We start from the raw sequence: 21,579 nt of genomic DNA on the forward strand, positions 1-21,579 counted from the left end.
GAAGAGTTTTTTGTGGTAAAAAGTAGAGTTAATCTGTTAAAAACGATATTAAACGCTTATTTAAAAATCTCTGATAAATATCATAAAGATTATATAAAAAAGTAAATACATTTTTGTGTAATAAAAAAATTAATTTATATATTGCGGGACGATTAAAACAAAGATTATATGGCGAAACATAAAGTCCATTACGAGTTTCCAATGCACTGTTTATCAGAGATTTTGTATGAATATCTGGCAACGGCAGAAGGATTGTCTGAATGGTTTGCGGATGAGGTAACAGAGAAAGGCGATGACTTCTTTTTTAGCTGGGGCGGAAGCGCTGCGGAGAAGGCTACTTTGATTAGGTATAAGCCTGAAGGTTTCGTGCGTTTCAGATGGGAAGAAGACGAAGGAACGAAAAATTTCTTTGAAATGACGATCGTAATAGACGACATTACAGAAGATCTTGCCCTTAATATTACAGATTTTTGTGAAGAAGGAGACGAGAACGAAAACGCAATGTATTGGGAAAACCTTATCGAAAACCTTAGAATTAAATTAGGTGCTGCATAATGCGTATGCTGTACTAAAATGATAAAACTGATGAACGATTTATCGTTCATTATTTTTTTATAAATAAATCACATCAAAAATTGGAAAATCAATATTTTACATCTGGCGAATTACATGTGAAAAACAGAGCGTTTCTTTTTGGAGACGCGGTAAAGGTTTCTTTCTTTGTAAGAGAAGGCAAACTGATTATGGATGAAGAATGCTATTTCTTTCTGATGGCTTCCATGAGAAAGATGAGAATGAATATTCCGTTAACGTATACGCTGGAGTTTTTTCAGTCGCTTTTTCAGAATGATATTATTGAAGGAAAAGGAATTCAGAACGGGATCATCAATTTTCAGGTTTATAGAAATAATGATGAATTAACGCGGGCAAAATCATCAATTTCATATTTCTACGAAGTTTTAGAAATGGGTGATGTTTTAACGGTTCATTCAAGAGCCTTGGAATTGGATTTAATTAAAGAAATTAACGTTAATAATAACCTTTTAAGCAATATCAGGGTTCATTGTCCGGAAAATATTTACGGAGGAATTTATGCACAGGAAAATGACCTGGATGATGTTATTTTGTTGAATCCAAATAAAAGGATCGCACGTACCACTTTTGGAAATCTTTTATTTTTAGAAGGTGATGTTATTAAAGTTCCGAAGCAAACAGAAGGAGCATACATTTCGCCTTTAATGGAAAATTTCGTCACTTTTTTACATAAAAATAAACTGGCAGATATCCAGGAACACGAGATTATTGCATTTGAATCTCAAAAAGCAGAAGAAATTTTATTAATTTCTGACGAGAAAGGCATATTTTCTGTAGGTAAAATAAGAAACAAGACTTTCGAGAATTCCCGATTTACAGAAATGGTGGAAAATTGGAAGAAAAGTTTTTAAAATAATTGACAAACCCGGTAAACAACAAAGTTCCAAAAGTCCTTTACCGGGTTTTATTCTGAAAAATCAGAATTTGTATTTTGAATCGTGAAAATTATTCTTCACGATTTTTTTATTACTTTTTAAATATATTATTACGTTTAACGTAAACCGGCTGAAGGTTCAAAGATGGTCTGGAAAAAATTTGTTGAATAAGAAGCTTTAGTCCTTTCATTTTTGTTTGAATTTTGGTTTATCAAATAACGTGAATTATTCTTTAAAAATTGGTTAACGGAATCTTAAATTTTGTTAAAATTTTAAAATGAATTCAATTGAATAGGTTAATCGATTAATTCAACGAAATATCTTCAGGAGAGTTCGCCCACAAAAGATATTCCCCGCCTAAATTCTGCATAATAGACTTCCAAAGGGTCTGGTCATTGGGTAAAGTATAGTCTAAATTATAAACATCTACCACCGTCCACATCTTGCGTTGAACTTCCGTATCAAGCTGCATAGCACCCCATCCAGAATATCCTGAAAAGATTTTAACATCATTAATATTCAATTCATTACTTAAAACCGCGCTGATGATATTTTCAATGTCTTCTGTTAAATAAAATTCATTGGTGATTTCGGTATAAACTTCGGTTACTTTTTTCCCTTTTACAATAAAGAAAACCTTGTCGTTTTCCACAGGGCCGCCGTCGTATACTTCAATTTTAAAATCAAAGAAATTTTTGAATTTACTGCTCATTTGGCCGTTCTTTTTATTTAATATTAAACCAAATGCACCGTGCTCGTTATGCTCAATAACCAAGACGACAGATCGAGAAAAAATATCGCCGGAAATGTCGGGTGTGGAAATTAATATTTTACCTTTGTAAGAGTAATTCATACTCAAATTTAATAAAAAATATTTATGGAAAACCTGCACGACAAAAGAAAAGTGTATGATAAATCCCAACTTATTGAAAGTGAGATAAAACAAAACCCCATCGAACAATTCAGAGATTGGTTTTTGGAAGCCAGCGAAAATCCTAATATTTATGAAGCGAATGCAATGGCGATTTCTACGGTAGAAGAAGACGGTTGTCCGCGAACGAGAATGGTGCTTTTAAAGGCTTATACTCACGAAGGTTTTATTTTTTATACCAACTATGACAGCAAAAAAGGAAAGGCGATAGAAAAAAATCATACGGCTTGTCTTCACTTTTTCTGGCCAAATCTGGAAAGACAGATTATTATTAAAGCTAATTTAGAGCGTATTGCAGAGAATTTAAGCGATGGATATTTTCATTCAAGACCAAAAGGAAGTCAGCTGGGAGCGGCTGTTTCTCCGCAAAGTCAGGTGATTCCGAATAAAGAGTTTTTGGAAGAAAAATTAAAAGACTTAGAAAAAACATACGAAAATTCTGAAGTTCCAAGACCTGAAAATTGGGGCGGATACATCGCAAAACCTTATGAAATTGAATTTTGGCAAGGTAGACCAAATAGGCTTCACGACAGAATTGTGTATACATTAGATGATCTGGATTGGAAGATTTCCCGTTTAGCTCCATAACATCTAATATTTAAAGTTCAAATTTTTAAGCTTTTACGATAAAAACAAAACCCTCACCAAAAGATGAGGGTTTCAATTTTTTCTTTAATCTGAAAAGATTATTTTTTCTTTTTACCAGCAGCAGGTGCATTAGCAGTAGCAACAGCAGTAGATAGATCTGCTCCAGCTTTGAATTTAGCAACTGTCTTAGCTTCGATATTAATTGGCTTTTTAGTTGCAGGGTTGATACCTTGTCTTGCCGCTCTCTCAGCTACTGAGAAAGTTCCGAAACCTACTAAAGATACTTTACCATCTTTTTTCTTAAGAGTAGTAGTAACGTTAGAAATGAAAGATTCTAGTGCAGCTTTGGCAGCAACTTTAGTGATACCTGCATCTTTTGCGATTGCGTCGATTAATTCAGACTTGTTCATAATTTTTAATATTAAAGTTAGTTCGTAATTATAGCAAATATAATACTATTTTCTAATTGTGCAATTTTTTTATAAAAATATGTGTTATTTTTTTGATTTTAGGTGAAAATAGTTAAAATATGATAATTTGACTTTTTACGAAAAATCTAGGTTACACGTTACTAAAATCATGCCAAATGCTTATGTGTATTGACTTTATGAATTTTTATTAATTATTTCTTGCATTTATTAAATCGTGAATTTTGTATCAACTATTAATATTTTTGCAGATATGCTTGTAGAATGTGCAAGTAAAAATCAAAAAAAATGATGATAATAAAATTAAACCGCTGTGTATCTGTGTGTTTTAAAATGATTCTAAAAGTGCTATTTATAAATTATTATTAATAAATTTGCACCATGTTAATAGAAGTTTTTAAGTCTAAGATTCACAGGGTAAGGGTTACGGCTTCAGACCTTAATTATATTGGGAGTATTACGATAGATGAAGAGCTTATTGAAGCTGCCGGACTGGTAGTGGGAGAGCGCGTTTATATTGTAAATGTAAATAACGGGGAGCGTTTCGACACCTACGTTATTAAAGGAAAGAGAAAATCTGGTGAGGTTTGCCTGAACGGGCCGGCTGCCAGAAAAGTTCAGAGGGATGATATCATCATTATTATTGCGTATGCACAGATGACTCCTGAAGAAGCGCACACCTTCCAGCCAAAAATTGTTTTCCCGGATGAAAAAACAAATCTTTTGACCTAAATTCATGGAGAATAAAAAATCGAATCCAATAAAATCAATTGTAACCATAGTAATATCGCTTGCTTGTGCAGGCTTTTTTTTATGGCTAGCTCTAAGAGGGCTTGATTTCAAAGTGATCCAAAAATCTTTGGCAAAGGCAAATTACCTTTGGGTTTTGTTTGCGGCATGTTTTGGGGTGGCGGCGTACTGGTTCAGAGCAATTCGTTGGAATCTGATGCTGGAACCGATGGGGCACTCCATTTCAAATTCAAACTCGTTATGGTCGCTGTCATTCGGATATTTAATGAATCTTACCATTCCTAGAAGTGGGGAAGTGGCTAGAGCAACGGCATTGTATGGTGTAGAAAAAGTTCCTGTTGATAAATCTTTCGGAACAATTATCCTTGAAAGGGTAGTAGACCTGGTTTGCATGGTTGCTTTTTTAGGATTGACCTTGATTTTTAAGTATGAAGCTATTATTTCGTTTTATAAAAGTTCAGGTTTAGATATTAATCCAAACAAAATATTGCTTGTTCTGGGAATTTTAGTTCTAGGAACAATTGTATTTTTTACTTTTAAAAAGAAATTGGCGAATGTTCCGTTCTTAGGAAAGATCATCAATTTTATTGATGGAATTTTTCAGGGATTAACTTCAATTTTTAAATTAAAACAAAAAGGTAAATTCATACTTTATACTATAGGGATTTGGCTTTCGTATTATTTTGCGGCTTATTTGGTGTGTTTTGCTTTACCGGAAACTTCCGATTTTACTTTTGCAGATGGTTTTCTAATTATTGTTGTCGGAACATTAGGAATGATGATCCCGGCAAGTGGCGGAATTGGAGCTTTTAATCTGGCGATGAAATATGGCTTCATGGCTTTGTTTATTTCGATGGGAAAAAGCGGAGAATTAGGCGGAGAAATCGGGTTAACCTATTCTTTTATATCATTGCCTATGCAAATTGTTATTATGCTTGTCATGGGGCTTATTTCAATTCCGATGTTGGCGAAAGCAAGAAATGAAATTGTTTCCAAAAAAGAAGATTAAATATATTTTATTATAAAATGTAAAAGGTTCGGCAATTTGTCGAACCTTTTCGTTTTCTGAAAATTTTAAATGATTTTTACGCGAAACCGTAATTTTAAGCGTTTTTTAATCGATAAATTTGGTCAATTCATAAATCACATCTATCTTAAAGGAAAAATAAGTTTTAACACTATGGCGATTAATTTACAGAAAGGACAAAAGATTGAATTAGGACTTACAAAAATGACGATCGGGCTGGGCTGGGATCCCAATGAAGGTACAGGTCTTGATTTTGATCTGGATGCCTCTGCTATTATGGTGGATGCAGACAGAAAACTGGTAAGTGAAGAATATTTTATTTTTTATAATAATTTGCAATCTCCGGATGGCGCTTTAACGCATACAGGAGACGATCCGAACGGTAAAAGCAGCGACGGAGACGATGATGAAGCGATCATTGTAGATTTGGAGAAGGTAGATTCCAGAGTCCAAGAGATACTTTTCGTAGTTACGATTGAAGATTTTGAAAGGAAAAAACAAAATTTCGGACAAGTAAGAAATTCATACATCAGAGTTGTTGATAATGCAACGAATCAGGAAATTGCAAAATATGAGCTTGATGAAGATTTCTCTATAGAAACCGGAATCGAATTCGGAAGATTGTATAAAAGAAATGGCGGTTGGAAGTTTGAGGCTTCAGGAATCGGCTACCGAGCAGATCTTGGGTTTTTCCTTGAGAAATATTATAAAGGACAAATCATAAAATAATATGGCAATTAATTTACAGAAAGGACAAACGATTAATCTGAGGAAGAATGATCGTGGCGAAAGTATATACGATCTCTCAAAAGTAACCATTGGTTTGGGTTGGGATGTTCGAAAACAAGGTGGTTTTTTCGGAAAAATATTTGGTAAAGAAGCTGCGGAATATGATCTTGATGCTATTGCATTTTTATTGGATGCCAACGGCAAAGTGGTTAACAAAGGAAAATCGATCACTTCAAACGGTCGACAGATCAGGTTGTATCAGGGAGATGTGGTTTATTTCAACTCGATGCAGCATCCGAGTGGTCATGTTTGGCTTACAGGAGATAACAGAACCGGTGCGGGCGATGGTGATGATGAGCAAATCATCGTAAAATTGGATCAGCTGGATGAAAAATATCAGAAGATTGTTTTTATTGTTTCTATTTATCAAGGGACTAAAAATAATCAGCATTTCGGAATGATTGAAAATGCTTTCATTCGCGCGGTAGATGCAAAAGGAAAAGAAATTACCAAATTCAGTCTTTCGGGCGATGCTAGCATGAACGGAAAATGTTCCATGGTTTTTGCGGAAGCTTATCGTCATAATGGCGACTGGAAATTCCGTGCAATCGGAGAGCCGCACACAACGGATAATTTTGTGGATATTCTCAAGAAATACTCTTAACAAATCAACTTTGTCAAAGTTCTAAACTTTGACAAAGTTATATTTAGAAAACTTCATCGTAAAAGAATGTTCATTTTCTTCAATGGTTATAAAACCTAGGCGAGTATAAAGTTTCTGTGCTGGATTGGTTTTTAAAACACTCAAATAAATAGGAATTTCAGAAAACAAAGATTCCTCAATAATCATTTCTAAAATATGCTTTCCAAAACCTTTACCCTGAAAATCTGGATGAATCTGAAGCTGAATAAGTTCAATTTCATCTTTTCCATATTTTACTTTTAGCAATCCGATATCTTCTTTTCGATACATTATGATTTTAGCGGTTTCAAATTCATACCGTATTCTTTTGAGATGAGAATCTTTGTCAATTGGAAAACCTGAGCTTTCAAGATGTTCATTCATGGTTTTAGTTCTTAAATCCAGCAGAAAATCGATGTCATTTTGTGTTGCTTTTCTCAATTGAAGATGTATAAAATCCATGATTTTTAAAAATATTCTTAAAGATTTATAAACTATTTATCTAAGCGAATATATCGGTTTTATATTTAAATAAGTTCAAAAAAGCTTCTTTTTCCTATTTTAATTTTTGTTTCGGAAACTAATTCAATTTCTTCATTTGGATTATTTTTCTTGATATTATTAATCTGAATTCCACCACTTTCAATTAATTTTCTCATAAATGTTTTACTCTCATCATTTTTTAATTGATGGCAAAGTTCTAACAATGTCGTCGTCTGTTGAAGGAGATGTAATGAATGAATAGAAACTGGTTCAAAACTTTTTTCTTCAAATATTTTATTCTGAAACTGATTCACAAAAAAATGTTCCGCACGCTCTGCAGATTCCGCATCATGATATTGAGTGATGATACTTTTAGCGATCTGCTTTTTTATATTCATCGGATTTTCACCGTTTTTAATTCTTTGCTTTAAATTTTTCTTTTCTTCATTTTGAAAATCGGTTGTCAAATCAATAAATTCATCAATCAAACTATCCGGAATTGACATTGTTTTTCCAAACATTTCATTCGGCTCATCTGTTAATCCGATGATATTGTTTAATGATTTACTCATTTTTTCTTTGCCGTCAAGTCCTTTTAACAGAGGCATACACATCACGATTTGTGGCGACATTTGGTGAACTTCCTGTAACTGTCTTCCCATGGTGCAGTTAAAAAGCTGATCGGTTCCGCCCATTTCAATATCACAGGCAATTTTTACCGAATCAAAACCTTGTAAAATTGGGTAAACAAGCTCGTGCATGGCGATTGGCATATTTTCAGTGAACCTTTTATTAAAATCATTTCGGTGCATCAATTGGGCAATAGTAACTTTAGACATCAGCTGAATAACTTCTGAAAAAGATAAAGCATCCAGCCATTCAGAATTGAAAACTATTTTTGTTTTGTTTACATCAATTACTTTTGAAAGCTGATTAATATAAGTTTCGGCATTATGCTGAACATCTTCAATACTTAAAGGTTTTCTTGCTTTGTTTTTTCCGGTAGGATCACCAATTCTTGCAGTGAAACTTCCAACCACGATAACAATTTGATGTCCCATATCTTGAAATTGTTTGAGTTTTTTCAAAACAACGGCGTGTCCCAGATGTAAATCCGGAGCGGTAGGATCAAAACCAAGTTTGATGATTAATTTTCTGTTTTCTTCTTCGGCTTGTTTTAATTTTTGTTCCAAACCATTTTCCGGTAGAATTATTTCTACATTTTCTTGTAATACGTTTTTCATTTTGTTGAATTTTTTGCATAAAAAAGCCCGAACAATACTGTTCGGGCTCTATGTTATATTAGAAAATTTTTTACTGAATGATATCCATAGAAAGTCTTCCCGAACGATAGCTCGGAGCGTAATACTCAGTGAAGAATGGAAGACGTAATATGTTGTTTAAGTGCTTCATTGCGTTGCAAAGATAGGTTTTTCTAAATAAGCCTACCAAATAATTTTATAATCATCTTCAGAGGCGTTTGTTGTATTAGAAGAATATCTTTTTATTTCTTTTGGCTGAATGCTGAATTCGCAGCAAAAAGATTCAATTAATTCCATTAAAATATTAGAAAAAAGCCCATACAAAGTATTGAATTCTGCGGGCAGATGTTTAAATCTTTTAATTAATTCACTTTTCTGATACGGTTTTCCCACACGATGAATAGAATGACCAATAACTTCAGGAACAATATAACTTACCCGATAATCTCTTAAGATTGAAATCAATTTAGGTTCACTATATATTTTTTGAATGATAAGAATGTAGTTATCGTGCCAATAGTTATAATTGGGACATTTTGTTTGAATTATTTTTTCAATCTGAAGTTTTTTTCGCACCTCCCGGATTGCTGCATCATACGTATAAGAGGGCGGTAAGCTAATAATTCGTTCGTCAGACTTTATAAGCAGTTGCGGACCAATTCCTACAGACATATAGCGATGGTCTCCAGTCTCCAGAAATTTTTTAGATTGATAATAAAAACAGAAAATATCATCGAGATCTGTCAGTTCATCTGGCGATATATCAAAATCTTCACCTACTTTTTCATGTATGTATTTTCGAGCAATTTCATGAAAATTCTTTTCCATAATTTAAAATCTAAAAAGAGCCAAAATTAGTTTAAATTCAACATTTAAAAATGATGAAGTTTAATAACAGATCCTTTATAGTATTTGGTGAGATCATATAAATCTGAGAAATATTTATTGATATTTAGATTAACTTCCAAATTATTTTTATGGAATTGCTCTTCTGCAAGTGAATACAAATTAGCATAATCTGATTTCAGAAAATTATAGCAAACATTTTCTTCTGTATTCTGTTTACTAGCTAAATTGGAAAAAAATATTCCATAAATAAGAAATTGATTAAAATTTTCCGAATTGATAATGAAATTTAAATTGGTTTGAGAAATTTTTTCATAATCAGAAATAATCTGCTGAAAATCATGTATTTGATCTGCTTCTGATATTTCATAAAAAAGTTCTATTCCGTTTGTGAAAAGCTGTATTTTTAACTCTTCTTGATTTGCATTACATTGATTATTCAACCAAGAAAACAAACTCATCAATTCTTCTTTTGAAAGACTGTGAATGCCTCCCTGAACTTTATTTTTAATAAGTTCCAGACTTGTTTTTGAATCTGATTCAAGAAAACCGAGCACTGCTTTTTCCTCGCGGCAAAGCTTATTATATAAATTTATTTTTGCAACAACAGGATTGAATTTTATAAAATACAGTTCTTCAGACATAGTTTTGAAAGCTTATTTATTCTAAAGTCACAAGCGATTTTCTAAACTAAGTTAAAGAAAAATAGAATATGTTTAAAAGTTATTATTAATTAACGCATAATATTTTACTCCAATAAATACATATTGGAGTAAAATATATTTACCAATTATATTTTATTTTGAAATTAAATTATCAATTGCTTTTTTATCGTAATTAAAAGCAAATTCTGAAGGCATAGCAGATTTTTCTTTATTATTTTTAATCTCGCCTACTCTCACGAACTGATTTTCTGCCCAGTTTTTAATATAAAATTTAGCAGAAACGGTTTTATTGATGTTAGAATTTCCTCCGTTACTGGATTGGTTGATCGATTTTACGTCTTGCTTTTCCTCTTTTACAATCAAAATAGGCGTATTATTTACATAATAAACATCTGTTTTTTCAAAATTACCGCCCCAGGCTTTTTCTTTGTAAATCTGTTTATGTTCTGCTTTTTCTACTTCAGCATTAATTTTTGTGATCAAATCCCGATCTGAGCTTTTTTGTGCGCTTGCAAAGTTCACGATTAAAGCAATAGCAAGTACCGAAAATAATTGTTTCATTTTTATTGTGTTTTTTATCAATGAGTATTGAATTATATGTTCAAATTTAAATAATAAATAGTTAAAAAATGATTTTTAAGGTTCGTTTTCTGTAACTTATAATATTTTGGGAAATAATGTTAAGTGATTAATTAAGATTGCAAAATGAATGTATCTAATTCTGTAATTTATAAGAAATATTTTTCAAGATTTAATCGATGCTTTCGTGCAATGCAATTCTATTTCCTTCAGAATCTTCAAATTCGGCAACGGCAAATCCGTATTTTTCATTAATTGTTTTCGGGTATAAAACTTTTCCGCCATTTTTTACAACAGAAGTTAGTTTTTCATTGATATTATCTGTTTTGAAGTAAATAATTACACCGTCTTTTGTTGGTTTATAAACATCACCTTTCGCTAAAGCGCCTGTTATTCCGCTATTCTCGTTTGAAAACGGAAATAATGCCATTTCATAATGGTCAATAATTTCAGATTCAAATGTGAAATTAAAAACGTGAGTATAAAATTTTTCTGCACGCTTGAGATCGGTTACAGGAATTTCAAAATAAACAACAGGATTGGTTTTCATATCTTTTTGATCAGATTTGTTGCATGACAGTAAAAAAATCACACAGAAAAATAATAGGAGAGAGTTTGGTGAAATTAAAAACATTAATTTTTATTTATTGATGCTTAAAAATAAGGATAATTGACTTAAAGTTTACAAAAACTCCCTGGAATAATGTTACATTTGTTACAACTAAAAATGGCGAAAATAATTTAGGTTAAATTGTAAATAATATGAATGATTTTTTAATAGGCATCGGAAAAAGATTAAAAGATATTAGAAAAAAAAATAATTTAACCATTAACGAACTGGCTTTCAGAGCGAATGTGAGCAATGGCTTGGTTTCCCGAATTGAGAACGGAAGAACGATTCCTTCGCTTCCTGTTTTGTTGGAATTAATTCAGTCTCTGGATATCGATGCAAGTTTCTTTTTTGAAGGTGTTGAGAAAAAATCAAACTCAAAATTTATTCATTTACCAAAAGAAAATCAGCAACTTATCGAAAAAGAAGTGGAGGCTGAAGGTTTTAAATACATGCATATTTTCAGCAAAAGTTTGCATTCGTTGGGATTTGAAGCGGTTTTATTGACGCTGGAACCAAATTCTAAAAGAGAAAAAGTAATCACAGATGCTTGGGAATTCAAGTATATTCTGAAAGGTGAAGTAAAATATATCATCGATAACGAAGAAGTGATTTTAAAAGAAGGCGATTCTTTATATTTTAACGGAAAATTTCCACACGTTCCTGTAAGTATCAGCAAAGAAAGTTGTATCATGTTGGTTCTTTATTTTTACTCAGGATAAATGTTTATTTGAAGTAAAATTTTCAGTAATTTTTTATCACTTTCTTACGTTATTTAATTTCTCAATTCTAATCGATTTTCATTAAAAAGTTTACAAATATTCAACTTTTGGTGTTTTTTGCAACTTTAAAATTAACACTCTGTTAATCCCGATTACTGAATTCATTGATGATTAATAGAATATAATCATCCCTTTCTTATTTATATTAATCTTTTAAATAGCCATTTTAACGGCTTTATTTCGCTATTTTATTAAATTTAAAATATTGATTTGATATAAACTTGACTTAACAATTTTGTCTGATTTATTAATCATTACTTAATATAAAATAATTACATATATTAAAATTATTGACTTGATTTGCAATAAAAATTTAATATATGTAAAAATGAAAACAATAACCGAAAAAGTACTAACCCTTGTTTTTATTTGCCTGATCGTATTTGTTTCGGCGCAAAAACAATTAATTATAGGAACTGTTCTCGATGACAGCCAACTGCTTCCTGGCGCGTCGATCAAGATAAAAGGTTCATCGAAAAATGTTGTGACGGATGGTGAGGGAAAATTTACCATCAATGATATTAAAGAAGGTCAATATAATCTACAAATAAGCTATATAGGATACGAAACTTCAATTGTTAATGTTGATGTAAAATCTGGAGAGACGGTAGATTTAGGAGTTTTAAAATTATCTCAAAAACAAAAAAGTATCGATGAAGTTGTGGTGACCGGAAGTTTGAGAAATACGGAAGCAAAAGCTTTAAACCTTCAAAAAAATGCAGTCAATATTTCCAATGTCATCGCCTCAGACGGAATCGGGAAATTACCGGATAGAAACGCAGCCGAAACCGTTCAACGAGTTCAGGGCGTTTCAATTGAAAGAGATCAGGGAGAAGGACGATTTGTTTCTCTGAGAGGGCTTCCACCGTTTTGGGCATCAACCACGATCAACGGAAACCGACTTCCAACCGCAGAAGAAGAAACGACTTCGAGAGCAACTGCATTCGACTTTTTTCCGACAGAATTGATCTCATATGTTCATGTCAATAAATCTTTTACACCCGACATGGAAGCCGATGGAATCGGAGGTGGCGTGAATTTTATCAACAAAACTCCACTGATGAAAACGGAGTTTAAAGCTACATTGGGAAGCGGCTACAATGCAAAAGCCGACAAAGGTGTTTATAATATAGGATTGATGTATGGCGGAAGAACGAAAGATAAAAAGTTCGGTTATTTGATCAATTTTGCACACTTTATCAGAAATTGGTCGACGGATAATTTCGAAGCGAGAAGGAGTGGTGATCAAGGCGTTTTTCGATTGGAACTTCGTGATTATAATGGAGTTAGAAAAACAACGGGAATTAATACCGCTTTCGAATATGTTTTGTCGCCGAAGAGTACGTTGTATTTAAAAGGAATGTACGGAACGCTTTCCGATGATGAAACGCATTACAAACACAGAGTTCGATTTGATAAATTAAGTTCGGCAAATAATACGGCAAGAGTTGAATTACAAAACATTCATAATCTTTTAATTACAGAGCTGACTTCCATTTCATTAGGTGGAATTCACAATTTAAGTAAAGGAAAAATCGATTGGGATTTATCATATTACGACAACCGTTTCAAGTACGGAAATATTCCTGATAAAGCCAACAATTCTTATTATGTCATAAAATATACGCAGTCCGGAGTTGGTATTAATCCTGATTATATTTCAGATCACGGAAATGGCCCGAGAGCTTATTGGAAAGCAGATGGCGGAAAATTAGACTACAAAAATGCAGATCAGTTATTTGGTTTTTATAGCGATCCGAATTTCAAAATGGATGCTTCGCAGATGAGATTTACCGATCTTGAATTTTACAAAGTTTTTGTGGAAGAAAAGGATAAAATTGTGGCGGCTTTCAATCATGAAATCAATATTTCGGATAATTTGACCTTGAAATATGGTTTTAAATATCGTGACAAAGAAAGAAATGCCAGATTTTCAGATATTTTCTACAATTGGACAAACGGAACCGCGCCACTTTTATCGGATATGTCGCAATACATCACGGCTCAGGCGAATGGATCAAAATATTTGAGTGAAATGAATGCTCATATCGGAAATACGTTCGGGCCGGTTTTGTCGACGGAAGGAATGAATCAGTTTTGGTTTCAAAATAATGGAAATTTAAAGATTAATCCTACCGATTCTGAAGCGTTGGAATACAACAAAGCGTTGGGAAGAAACTTCGATGTTTTTGAAAAACACGCCGATGCCTACGGAATGGGAACCTATAAACTGAATGAAAAAATCACCATTTTAGGTGGAATCAGATTGTCAAACACGCATACAAAAGTGAAAGGCTATAATGTGATTGATAATGTGTTGACTCCGGTTGAAAATACTAAAAATTATTTAGCAGTTTTACCAATGATCCACGTAAAATATGCTTTGAATGACAAAACGAATTTACGTTTTGCTGCGACAAGAACATTTTCAAGACCAAATTTTGGAGACTTAACGCCGGGTGGAACTTATATTGAAGCAGACAATGAATTCAAAGGTGGAAATCCGAATTTGAATCCGACCTATTCTTTAAACTTCGATTTGATGGGAGAATATTATTTCTCAAATGTAGGGATTTTGAGTGGTGGAGTTTTCTATAAATCAATTACAGATCCAATTTTCCAGGATTCTTTTATCGGAAATTATAACGGAATGAACGGCGTACAATTTACCGCTCCAAACAACGGAAAAGCGGCTTGGCTCGGCGGTATTGAATTAGGAATTACCAAAAGATTTGACTTCTTACCCGGTTTTCTTCAATATTTCGGAACGCAGTTGAACGCCACTTTCATGGATTCTAAAATGGAAAAACCAAGCGGAAGAACCGTTAAGCTTCCTTATCAGGCGAAAGAACTGTATAATATTCAGCTTTTCTTTGAAAAGAAAGGATTTAATGCAAGATTGGCTTACAATTATAAAGGAAAATACGCGGTGGAATATGCCGAAGAAGATTTAAATGATTCTTATTATGGTAAATACGCAAGTCTGGATTTCGGAGGATCTTATCAGTTTACAAAACATTTGATGCTGTATGCTGACGTGAATAATATTTTGAACAAACCTTTGATCTACCACTTCGGAAAAGACGAAACGCGTCCGGAACAGGTTGAATATTATGGAGTAAGATGCAATCTTGGGATCAAGTTGAATTTTTAAACTAACACAATATAAAATGATGAAATCCATTAACAAAAAATCATTAGTAACACTGAAGGCGGCATTCGCTGCTTTTGGTGTCTACTTTTGCATGTATGGGTTTAGAAAACCATTTACAGTAGCTTCTTTTGAAGGGCTTGCTTACTTTGGAGTTGATTATAAAATTTTAATCATTATTGCTCAGGCGGTAGGATATTTTATTTCAAAATTCATCGGAATAAAATTCATCTCCGAACTGAAACCGGAGAAAAGAATTTTTTATTTATTCTTTTTCATAGCCATTGCAGAATTGGCTTTATTAGGATTTGCGGCGGTTCCGGCGCCTTATAATATTGCGTTGATGTTCATTAACGGAATTCCGTTGGGAATGATTTGGGGAATTGTTTTCTCTTATATTGAAGGTCGAAAAACCACGGAAATCATCGGATTATTTTTATGTTCAAGCTTTGTAGTTTCTTCAGGATTTACAAAGTCTGTCGGAAAATTTTTAATGGATACCTTCAATATTTCAGAATTCTGGATGCCGTTTTCTACAGGTTTGATTTTTATTATTCCGTTATTGTTTTTCGGGTTTTTATTAGAAAAAATTCCTCAGCCTTCGAAAGAAGACATTTTATCGAAAAATAAAAGACAACCGTTGAATAAAACGGAAAGAAAAGAACTAATCAAACAGTTTTTTGTTCCTGTTCTTTGTATTGTGCTTCTGTATGTAAGTTTAACTATTTTGAGAGATTTCAGGGATAATTTTAACCGCGAAATTTGGGATGGCTTACATTATCAATTTGATTCGTCGATTTTCACTTTAACGGAAATTCCGATTGCGGTCATGGTTTTGTTGATTTTAAGTTTTATGGTGAAAGTTAAAAACAACAAAAAAGCCTTTAAATATTATCATTACATTCTTTTTGCAGGAATTCTTACGGTTGGTTTTTCCACGTATTTATTTCAAAATGGTTCAATTTCTCCGTTTTATTGGATGGTTTTGTCCGGTTTTGGGATGTATATCTGCTATATTCCTTTCAACGGAATTTATTTTGACCGAATGATCGCCGCTTTCGATATCAAAGGAAATGTAGGATTTTTGATTTACGTTGTTGATTCTTTTGGCTATTTAGGAAGCGTTTTAATTCTTCTTTATAAAAACTTCGGATCGGCAAAAACATCATGGCTTAATTTTTATATTCATCTGAATTACATTATTGTAGCGATTGTTTTAATTACCTCAATCATTGCCTTTTTATCGTTTAGAAAGAAGGCAAAACCGAATTCTAATTTGAATTCAAAATCTAATCAATATATCAATTTCGATACGTCGAAAAATTTAAATTTATAGTAAAAAATGACAACAAAATTTGATTTAATCGTTGTGGGAGGCGGAATTCTTGGGACATTCCATGCTTATCATGCGTTGAAGAAAAATCTAAAAGTGGCTTTGCTGGAAAGAAATTCTATTCCTCAAGGCGCAACGGTGAGAAATTTCGGACAGGTTGTTCCTTCCGGGATGGATCTGAAATGGCAAAACTTCGGGCGCGAAAGTCTGGAAATATATAACGAATTGCATGCTCAAACAGATTTAACGATCAGAAAAAACGGTTCGGTGTACATTGCTTCTAACGATGAAGAAGTGCAATTAATTGAAGAACTCTTTGAAATCAATAAAAATAACGGTTACGAATCTGTTCTTTTATCTAAAAACGAATGCATCCAAAAGTATGACGGACTTCGTTCGGATTATTGCAAAGGCGGATTATTTTTTCCTCAGGAATTGTCGGTGGATTCGGCGGATATGATTGTGAAACTTCATCAACTTTTACAGGAAAAATTCGGGTTGCAAATTTATTATAATACAACCGTTGTTGAAACGAATGAAGACGCTCAAAAATGTATCGCAGTAACTTCGGAAGGAACTGAATTTTATGCTTCAAAACTGATTATTTGTGGTGGTCATGAGTTTAAAACCTTATATCCAAAAGTATTCAATGAAAGCGATTTAGAAGTAAGTAAGCTTCAAATGCTTCAGACGAAACCACAGGGAATTTATTCTTTACAAGGAAATATTTTAACGGGACTTTCCATCAGAAGATATGAATCGTTTGGTGAGTGTCCGTCTTTCCCAAAAATTAAGGAATTGGAAGATAAAAACTCCTTTGAAAAGAAATTTGGGATTCATATTTTATTTAAACAGGCTTTGGATGGTTCGATTATTTTGGGAGATTCTCACGAATATGCCGATGCAAAAAATGCCGATGATCTTGGTTTTGATTTAAATATGGATATTGATGAATTCATGATTGAAGAAGCTAAAAAGATTATTGATTTGTCGACTTATGAGATCCAAAGACGTTGGTTTGGCGTGTATTCTCAATGCAAATCGAAAGACATTTTCGAGTACAATCCTTCTCCAAATATCCACATTATCACAGGAATCGGAGGGAAAGGAATGACAGGAAGCGGTGGCTTTTCAAAATTTAATATAGACAAAATTTACGCATAAAAATTAGAATGAAGAATATAGAATTATTGGTTCTGGATATGGCCGGAACTACGATAGATGAAGACAATGTGGTGTACAAAACGGTGATGAACTCGGTTAACGATTATGGTTATAACGTCACGTTAGACAAAGTTTTATCAGTCTGCGCCGGAATGGAAAAACTGGAAGCCATCACAAGTTTATTAAAAGAAATTGGTGGAAATGAAGATGATGCGCACGCCATTTTTGAAAACTTTTCAGATGAATTAAAAGAAGCCTATCAAAAATTGGATGTAAAACCTATCAATGGTGTTGAAAATTTCCTGTTGAATATGAGATCTAAGAATAAAAAAGTGGTTTTAAACACTGGCTATACTTCCGAAATTGCGCAACAGCTTTTAGATAAATTACAATGGAAAAAAAACGTTCATTTTGATGCCTTAATTACAGCAAATGACGTTTCTGAAAGCCGTCCAAGTCCGGAAATGATTTTGCTAGCAATGAAAAAATTTAATATTAGTCAACCTGAATTGGTTTTAAAAGCAGGCGATTCTGTTATTGATATTGAGGAAGGCAAAAATGCGGGTTGCGGGCTTACAATTGCCGTTCTATCAGGCGCTCAAAAGCAATCTGAACTGGAAAAATCACATCCCGATTATATTTTGAAAACTATTTCTGAAGCTGAAACTTTATTTAACTAGTTCTTTCAAATTCAGTTATTTAGTAAGCTTCTCTTTATTTATTAGACTTTCACCAACTTTGTCAAAGATTTTAAACTTTGACAAAGTTCTTTCGTACAGAATATCCTTAGTAGCCCTGTAAAAATTTAATTATCAATTAATATTCAGTTCATGGAAGTTTACAAATAGTAAATTATTTTTACAATTATTAAAAATAAAATTACTATTTGTAAACTTTCTCTTTTCTAAAAACAATCTATTTATGAAAACAAAACTATTTTCAATGGCTGTTCTGGTTGGCTGTTCTTTAATGGCGCAAACCAAAAAAGTTCTTTTCATCGGTATCGATGGTTGCAGGGCAGATGTGATGATGTCTTCCAATACGCCAAACATTCACAGCTTGATCAATCAGTCTATTTACTCTCTCGACGGACTTTGCGCGGCAACAACCTGGAGCGGAAATGGCTGGAGCACGATGTTAACAGGTGTTTGGCATACAAAACATAATGTTCAGGATAATAATTTTACTAGTCCTAATTATGCTAACTATCCTGATTTCTTGACGAGAGCGGAAACGTATAATTCAAATTTGAGAACGATTTCTTTGGCACATTGGAATCCCATTAATGATGAAATTGTTCAGAATGCAGATGTAAAAACAAATTACGGAACAGATTTAGGCGTAAAAAATGCTGCTGTCAGCGCTTTGCAAAGTGATAATCCGGATATTTTATTTATTGATTTTGATGATGTTGACCATGCGGGGCACTCTTACGGATTCAATTCTAATACCTCGCAATATGTTTCTTCAATTGAAACCACAGATGCTTACATCGGAGAAATTGTTGCCGCTATGAAAAACCGTTCGACTTACAATAATGAAGACTGGATGGTGGTTTTAACCACAGATCACGGTGCAACAGACACTTCTCACGGTGGCGGAAGTCTTTCTGAAAGAGATATTTTCACGGTATATTCCAACCCAAATTTTACCCCTCAGCAGATTAGCAAAACAATTGTTGAATCGAATAAAACTTTCAATCAATTGAATTTTCCTGCGGGTACTTATGCAAAGCCTGCGAATCAAACACCTTTTAATTTTGGAGCCACTCAAGATTTTACCATTGAATTTTGGGTAAAACCGAATGCCAATTATTCCACCGATCCGGTGATGATCAGCAATAAAAACTGGGCAAATGGTAAAAACAAAGGTTTTGTGATTTCAGGATATTCTGGGCAGACTTTTAAAATGAATATTGGTGACGGAGTAAACAGAATAGATTTGGTAGGCGGAAAAGCAGAAACCAATCAGTGGAAACATATTGCCGTAAGCTTCGACAGAGACGGGCTTGTGACGATGTATGAAGACGGCGTGCCTGTGACTTTTGCTAAAATGAATACCATTGGAAATATAGATTCCGGGCTTCCTTTAACGATTAATCAAGACGGAACAAATGTGTACGGACAAAATCTGGCGGCTTCTTATAAAGACATCAGAGTTTGGAAATCTGCGCTTCCAAATGATGTAATCGTGAATTGGGCCAATCAGGATATTACGTCTTCGCATCCTTATTACAGTCAGTTATTGGCAAATTGGAAATGTGATGAAACTTCCGGAAATACACTGGTAGATTCAAGTGTAAATGCAAATAATGCTGCAGTTACAGGTTCTCCAACGAGAGATCTGGCCACAACAAGCAACTTTAAGATTTTCAATTATTTATCTACGACAAGAGAAACGGATCATTTTCCAACGGTATTGAACTGGCTTTGTATTCCGGTTCAGGCTTCGTGGGGAATTGATGGTGTGAATAGAATTCCCGTTTGTCCAAATGTTTTAGGCGCGAATGACATGAAATTAAAAAATAATGATTTTGAATTGTTTCCAAATCCTGCCTCTCATGATATCAATGTAAGATATAAATCAGATGAAAAGGAATTGAAAGTTGAAATTATCGATGCAAAAGGTTCCATCTTGACTTCTAAAAAGATGAATTCTTTGAACGGAAATTATAATGAAAAACTGAATATCGAAAATTATCCAAACGGAATTTATTTTATTAAAATCAATGGAAATAAAAATTCTTTAACCAAAACTTTCATCAAAAAGTAAAGCTTACTTATAAAGGTAATTATTAATAGATTTAGATTTGATATTAGAACAAGGATTTATTTCCGAGTTCTAATATCTTTTTTTAAACTTGTTTAAACTTTTTTTACCACAAAAGAAACAAAAGATTTTAACACTTTAGTTATTTTAAGTTTAATACTTAAATAAAAAAGATCACATAAGTTTAAAAAAAATCTTTGATTTTTTCTCTTTGCAGACTTTTGAACTCCTTTAAATAAATCCAATAAGATCTTTTGCTTCTTTTGCGGTTAAATTTAAAATTAGTTTAAACAAACTTTTTATTAAAATTTTAATCTTTTAAATCTAAAACCATGTGAATATTGGCACGTTTGTATGGTGAAGGATTGCCCGCTACTTTTTCAAAACCTAGTTTGTAATAGAGGTTAATCGCGGGGCCTAGAATGGTGTTACTTTCGAGATATAAGGTCGAGCCACCCATTTCTTTTGCTTTTTTTACAATCGCCTGACCCAAAAGCCAGCCAATACTTTTCCCCTGAACCCTTGGTGAAACGGCCATTTTTGCCATTTCAAAATCATATTTGGGATCATTCATTTTAATTAAAGCACAAACGCCGATAGGTTCATTTTGATAAAGCGCGACCAAAATTTTTCCGCCTTTATCAAGAATATATTCCTTTGGATGATCCAGCACTTTATAATCGGCTTCTTCCATTTCAAAATAGGTTGAGATCCATTCTTGATTCAGGTCTTTAAAGGCCTGCTGATATTTTTCTTCGTATTCCACAATTTCAACTTCTTTACTTTCGCGGGTTTTCTTTTGATCCTGAACCCTTTTAAACAAAGATTTTTTCTCCAAAAGATGTTCCCATTCTTTAATGGCTTCCCAAAGATTATGTGAAGCTTCATTCAGCATCAATTCCACAGCATTGTCGATATCCTGACACTGGATTTTGATTTTATCTGAAAGCGCCATTCCTTTTTCCGAAAGAGCAACCACATTTCTGCGTTTGTCCGCCGACTGAATACTGTCGTCAATAAATCCCTCCTTCGTCATTTCCTTTACAATTTTCGTCACGGAAGGTTGAGAATGCCCGATTTCTTCAGCAATTTCAGTGATCGTTTTTTCTCCTTCTTCGGAAAGTAAAAAATAGACCGGAAACCATTTCGGAACAAACCCTTCCACATTATACATCTCATAGATTTTAGCCGCGTCGTCTGTCATTTTAGCAGTTAAAACTCTCATTCTGCTTCCTAAAGCCATTTTCCCGGTTTTGTCAAAAACATTCATTGTTTTATAATTTATTATATAACTAGTTATACAAATGTAATAGATTTGATTTTTATCACCA

General features: G+C 33.2%; 22 protein-coding genes. 13 read left to right on the forward strand and 9 right to left on the reverse strand.

Annotated features, from left to right (window positions below):
- Window positions 1-168 precede the first annotated feature (168 nt).
- Both ABEG63_RS02640 and ABEG63_RS02645 read left to right on the forward strand, forming a co-directional pair.
- Window positions 169-555, forward strand: coding sequence for an START-like domain-containing protein (locus ABEG63_RS02640; protein ID WP_267401836.1), 387 nt, complete (start codon window positions 169-171; stop codon window positions 553-555).
- Between the two features lie 80 nt (window positions 556-635).
- A complete protein-coding gene (locus ABEG63_RS02645; protein ID WP_346582758.1) occupies window positions 636-1,445 on the forward strand; it encodes an aminotransferase class IV in 810 nt (269 codons plus the stop codon).
- Window positions 1,446-1,773: 328 nt separating this feature from the next.
- On the opposite strand, the gene ABEG63_RS02650 is transcribed toward ABEG63_RS02645, so the two are convergent.
- Window positions 1,774-2,322 (reverse strand): YqgE/AlgH family protein, encoded by a 549-nt coding sequence (locus ABEG63_RS02650; RefSeq protein ID WP_267401834.1) that lies wholly within the window; start codon window positions 2,320-2,322, stop codon window positions 1,774-1,776.
- Between the two features lie 24 nt (window positions 2,323-2,346).
- Here ABEG63_RS02650 and pdxH point away from each other — a divergent pair, with 24 nt between their 5' ends.
- Window positions 2,347-2,988 carry a pyridoxamine 5'-phosphate oxidase gene (gene pdxH, locus ABEG63_RS02655; RefSeq protein ID WP_312388761.1) on the forward strand — a complete coding sequence of 214 codons (642 nt, stop codon included), beginning with the start codon at window positions 2,347-2,349 and terminating at the stop codon, window positions 2,986-2,988.
- A gap of 98 nt (window positions 2,989-3,086) precedes the next feature.
- Here pdxH and ABEG63_RS02660 read toward each other — a convergent pair whose 3' ends face one another.
- Entirely contained in the window at window positions 3,087-3,398 is a 312-nt protein-coding gene (locus ABEG63_RS02660; RefSeq protein ID WP_267401832.1) for an HU family DNA-binding protein, read from the reverse strand.
- 399 nt (window positions 3,399-3,797) lie between these two features.
- Here ABEG63_RS02660 and panD point away from each other — a divergent pair, with 399 nt between their 5' ends.
- From panD to ABEG63_RS02680, 4 genes are all read left to right on the forward strand, one after another.
- Complete coding sequence (gene panD, locus ABEG63_RS02665) at window positions 3,798-4,148, forward strand: aspartate 1-decarboxylase (RefSeq protein ID WP_346582761.1); 351 nt, start codon at window positions 3,798-3,800, stop codon at window positions 4,146-4,148.
- A gap of 4 nt (window positions 4,149-4,152) precedes the next feature.
- Entirely contained in the window at window positions 4,153-5,175 is a 1,023-nt protein-coding gene (locus tag ABEG63_RS02670; RefSeq protein WP_346582763.1) for a lysylphosphatidylglycerol synthase transmembrane domain-containing protein, read from the forward strand.
- 171 nt (window positions 5,176-5,346) lie between these two features.
- The gene (locus tag ABEG63_RS02675) at window positions 5,347-5,922 is read left to right on the forward strand and encodes a TerD family protein (RefSeq protein WP_312388753.1); all 576 of its coding nucleotides are present in this window, start codon (window positions 5,347-5,349) and stop codon (window positions 5,920-5,922) included.
- Between the two features lies 1 nt (window position 5,923).
- Window positions 5,924-6,586, forward strand: coding sequence for a TerD family protein (locus tag ABEG63_RS02680; RefSeq protein ID WP_346582765.1), 663 nt, complete (start codon window positions 5,924-5,926; stop codon window positions 6,584-6,586).
- 21 nt (window positions 6,587-6,607) lie between these two features.
- Here the strand turns inward: ABEG63_RS02680 and ABEG63_RS02685 are convergent, their stop codons facing one another.
- From ABEG63_RS02685 to ABEG63_RS02710, 6 genes are all read right to left on the reverse strand, one after another.
- The gene (locus tag ABEG63_RS02685) at window positions 6,608-7,066 is read right to left on the reverse strand and encodes a GNAT family N-acetyltransferase (protein WP_346582767.1); all 459 of its coding nucleotides are present in this window, start codon (window positions 7,064-7,066) and stop codon (window positions 6,608-6,610) included.
- A 65-nt stretch (window positions 7,067-7,131) separates the two neighbouring features.
- Window positions 7,132-8,331 carry a tyrosine--tRNA ligase gene (tyrS, locus tag ABEG63_RS02690; RefSeq protein ID WP_346582768.1) on the reverse strand — a complete coding sequence of 400 codons (1,200 nt, stop codon included), beginning with the start codon at window positions 8,329-8,331 and terminating at the stop codon, window positions 7,132-7,134.
- A 201-nt stretch (window positions 8,332-8,532) separates the two neighbouring features.
- Entirely contained in the window at window positions 8,533-9,177 is a 645-nt protein-coding gene (locus tag ABEG63_RS02695) for a hypothetical protein (protein ID WP_346582770.1), read from the reverse strand.
- A 44-nt stretch (window positions 9,178-9,221) separates the two neighbouring features.
- On the reverse strand, window positions 9,222-9,839 hold the full coding sequence (locus ABEG63_RS02700; protein ID WP_346582772.1) for a hypothetical protein: 618 nt from the start codon (window positions 9,837-9,839) through the stop codon (window positions 9,222-9,224).
- Window positions 9,840-9,992: 153 nt separating this feature from the next.
- The gene (locus tag ABEG63_RS02705) at window positions 9,993-10,421 is read right to left on the reverse strand and encodes a hypothetical protein (protein ID WP_346582774.1); all 429 of its coding nucleotides are present in this window, start codon (window positions 10,419-10,421) and stop codon (window positions 9,993-9,995) included.
- 190 nt (window positions 10,422-10,611) lie between these two features.
- The gene (locus ABEG63_RS02710; protein ID WP_346582776.1) at window positions 10,612-10,989 is read right to left on the reverse strand and encodes a VOC family protein; all 378 of its coding nucleotides are present in this window, start codon (window positions 10,987-10,989) and stop codon (window positions 10,612-10,614) included.
- A gap of 212 nt (window positions 10,990-11,201) precedes the next feature.
- On the opposite strand from ABEG63_RS02710, the gene ABEG63_RS02715 reads away from it, so the two are divergent.
- From ABEG63_RS02715 to ABEG63_RS02740, 6 genes are all read left to right on the forward strand, one after another.
- A complete protein-coding gene (locus ABEG63_RS02715) occupies window positions 11,202-11,771 on the forward strand; it encodes an XRE family transcriptional regulator (protein WP_346582777.1) in 570 nt (189 codons plus the stop codon).
- Window positions 11,772-12,159: 388 nt separating this feature from the next.
- On the forward strand, window positions 12,160-14,985 hold the full coding sequence (locus ABEG63_RS02720) for a TonB-dependent receptor (protein ID WP_346582779.1): 2,826 nt from the start codon (window positions 12,160-12,162) through the stop codon (window positions 14,983-14,985).
- 16 nt (window positions 14,986-15,001) lie between these two features.
- A complete protein-coding gene (locus ABEG63_RS02725; RefSeq protein WP_346582780.1) occupies window positions 15,002-16,318 on the forward strand; it encodes a DUF5690 family protein in 1,317 nt (438 codons plus the stop codon).
- Between the two features lie 6 nt (window positions 16,319-16,324).
- Window positions 16,325-17,479 (forward strand): TIGR03364 family FAD-dependent oxidoreductase, encoded by a 1,155-nt coding sequence (locus ABEG63_RS02730; protein WP_346582781.1) that lies wholly within the window; start codon window positions 16,325-16,327, stop codon window positions 17,477-17,479.
- A gap of 8 nt (window positions 17,480-17,487) precedes the next feature.
- Window positions 17,488-18,159, forward strand: coding sequence for an HAD-IA family hydrolase (locus tag ABEG63_RS02735; RefSeq protein ID WP_346582782.1), 672 nt, complete (start codon window positions 17,488-17,490; stop codon window positions 18,157-18,159).
- Window positions 18,160-18,400: 241 nt separating this feature from the next.
- The gene (locus ABEG63_RS02740) at window positions 18,401-20,251 is read left to right on the forward strand and encodes an alkaline phosphatase family protein (RefSeq protein ID WP_346582783.1); all 1,851 of its coding nucleotides are present in this window, start codon (window positions 18,401-18,403) and stop codon (window positions 20,249-20,251) included.
- A 307-nt stretch (window positions 20,252-20,558) separates the two neighbouring features.
- Here ABEG63_RS02740 and ABEG63_RS02745 read toward each other — a convergent pair whose 3' ends face one another.
- Window positions 20,559-21,518, reverse strand: a complete 960-nt coding sequence (locus ABEG63_RS02745; protein WP_346582785.1) for a helix-turn-helix domain-containing GNAT family N-acetyltransferase — start codon at window positions 21,516-21,518, stop codon at window positions 20,559-20,561.
- Window positions 21,519-21,579: the final 61 nt, after the last annotated feature.

The sequence above is a fragment of the Chryseobacterium sp. C39-AII1 genome, assembly GCF_039672645.1.
Lineage (GTDB): Bacteria > Bacteroidota > Bacteroidia > Flavobacteriales > Weeksellaceae > Chryseobacterium.

Coding starts and splice junctions, on each gene's coding strand:
- ABEG63_RS02640 (WP_267401836.1), top strand. CDS start 169: ATGGCGAAACATAAAGTCCATTACGAGTTTCCAATGCACTGTTTATCA.
- ABEG63_RS02650 (WP_267401834.1), bottom strand. CDS start 2,322: ATGAATTACTCTTACAAAGGTAAAATATTAATTTCCACACCCGACATT.
- pdxH (WP_312388761.1), top strand. CDS start 2,347: ATGGAAAACCTGCACGACAAAAGAAAAGTGTATGATAAATCCCAACTT.
- ABEG63_RS02660 (WP_267401832.1), bottom strand. CDS start 3,398: ATGAACAAGTCTGAATTAATCGACGCAATCGCAAAAGATGCAGGTATC.
- panD (WP_346582761.1), top strand. CDS start 3,798: ATGTTAATAGAAGTTTTTAAGTCTAAGATTCACAGGGTAAGGGTTACG.
- ABEG63_RS02670 (WP_346582763.1), top strand. CDS start 4,153: ATGGAGAATAAAAAATCGAATCCAATAAAATCAATTGTAACCATAGTA.
- ABEG63_RS02675 (WP_312388753.1), top strand. CDS start 5,347: ATGGCGATTAATTTACAGAAAGGACAAAAGATTGAATTAGGACTTACA.
- ABEG63_RS02680 (WP_346582765.1), top strand. CDS start 5,924: ATGGCAATTAATTTACAGAAAGGACAAACGATTAATCTGAGGAAGAAT.
- ABEG63_RS02685 (WP_346582767.1), bottom strand. CDS start 7,066: ATGGATTTTATACATCTTCAATTGAGAAAAGCAACACAAAATGACATC.
- tyrS (WP_346582768.1), bottom strand. CDS start 8,331: ATGAAAAACGTATTACAAGAAAATGTAGAAATAATTCTACCGGAAAAT.
- ABEG63_RS02695 (WP_346582770.1), bottom strand. CDS start 9,177: ATGGAAAAGAATTTTCATGAAATTGCTCGAAAATACATACATGAAAAA.
- ABEG63_RS02700 (WP_346582772.1), bottom strand. CDS start 9,839: ATGTCTGAAGAACTGTATTTTATAAAATTCAATCCTGTTGTTGCAAAA.
- ABEG63_RS02705 (WP_346582774.1), bottom strand. CDS start 10,421: ATGAAACAATTATTTTCGGTACTTGCTATTGCTTTAATCGTGAACTTT.
- ABEG63_RS02710 (WP_346582776.1), bottom strand. CDS start 10,989: ATGAAAACCAATCCTGTTGTTTATTTTGAAATTCCTGTAACCGATCTC.
- ABEG63_RS02715 (WP_346582777.1), top strand. CDS start 11,202: ATGAATGATTTTTTAATAGGCATCGGAAAAAGATTAAAAGATATTAGA.
- ABEG63_RS02720 (WP_346582779.1), top strand. CDS start 12,160: ATGAAAACAATAACCGAAAAAGTACTAACCCTTGTTTTTATTTGCCTG.
- ABEG63_RS02725 (WP_346582780.1), top strand. CDS start 15,002: ATGATGAAATCCATTAACAAAAAATCATTAGTAACACTGAAGGCGGCA.
- ABEG63_RS02730 (WP_346582781.1), top strand. CDS start 16,325: ATGACAACAAAATTTGATTTAATCGTTGTGGGAGGCGGAATTCTTGGG.
- ABEG63_RS02735 (WP_346582782.1), top strand. CDS start 17,488: ATGAAGAATATAGAATTATTGGTTCTGGATATGGCCGGAACTACGATA.
- ABEG63_RS02740 (WP_346582783.1), top strand. CDS start 18,401: ATGAAAACAAAACTATTTTCAATGGCTGTTCTGGTTGGCTGTTCTTTA.
- ABEG63_RS02745 (WP_346582785.1), bottom strand. CDS start 21,518: ATGAATGTTTTTGACAAAACCGGGAAAATGGCTTTAGGAAGCAGAATG.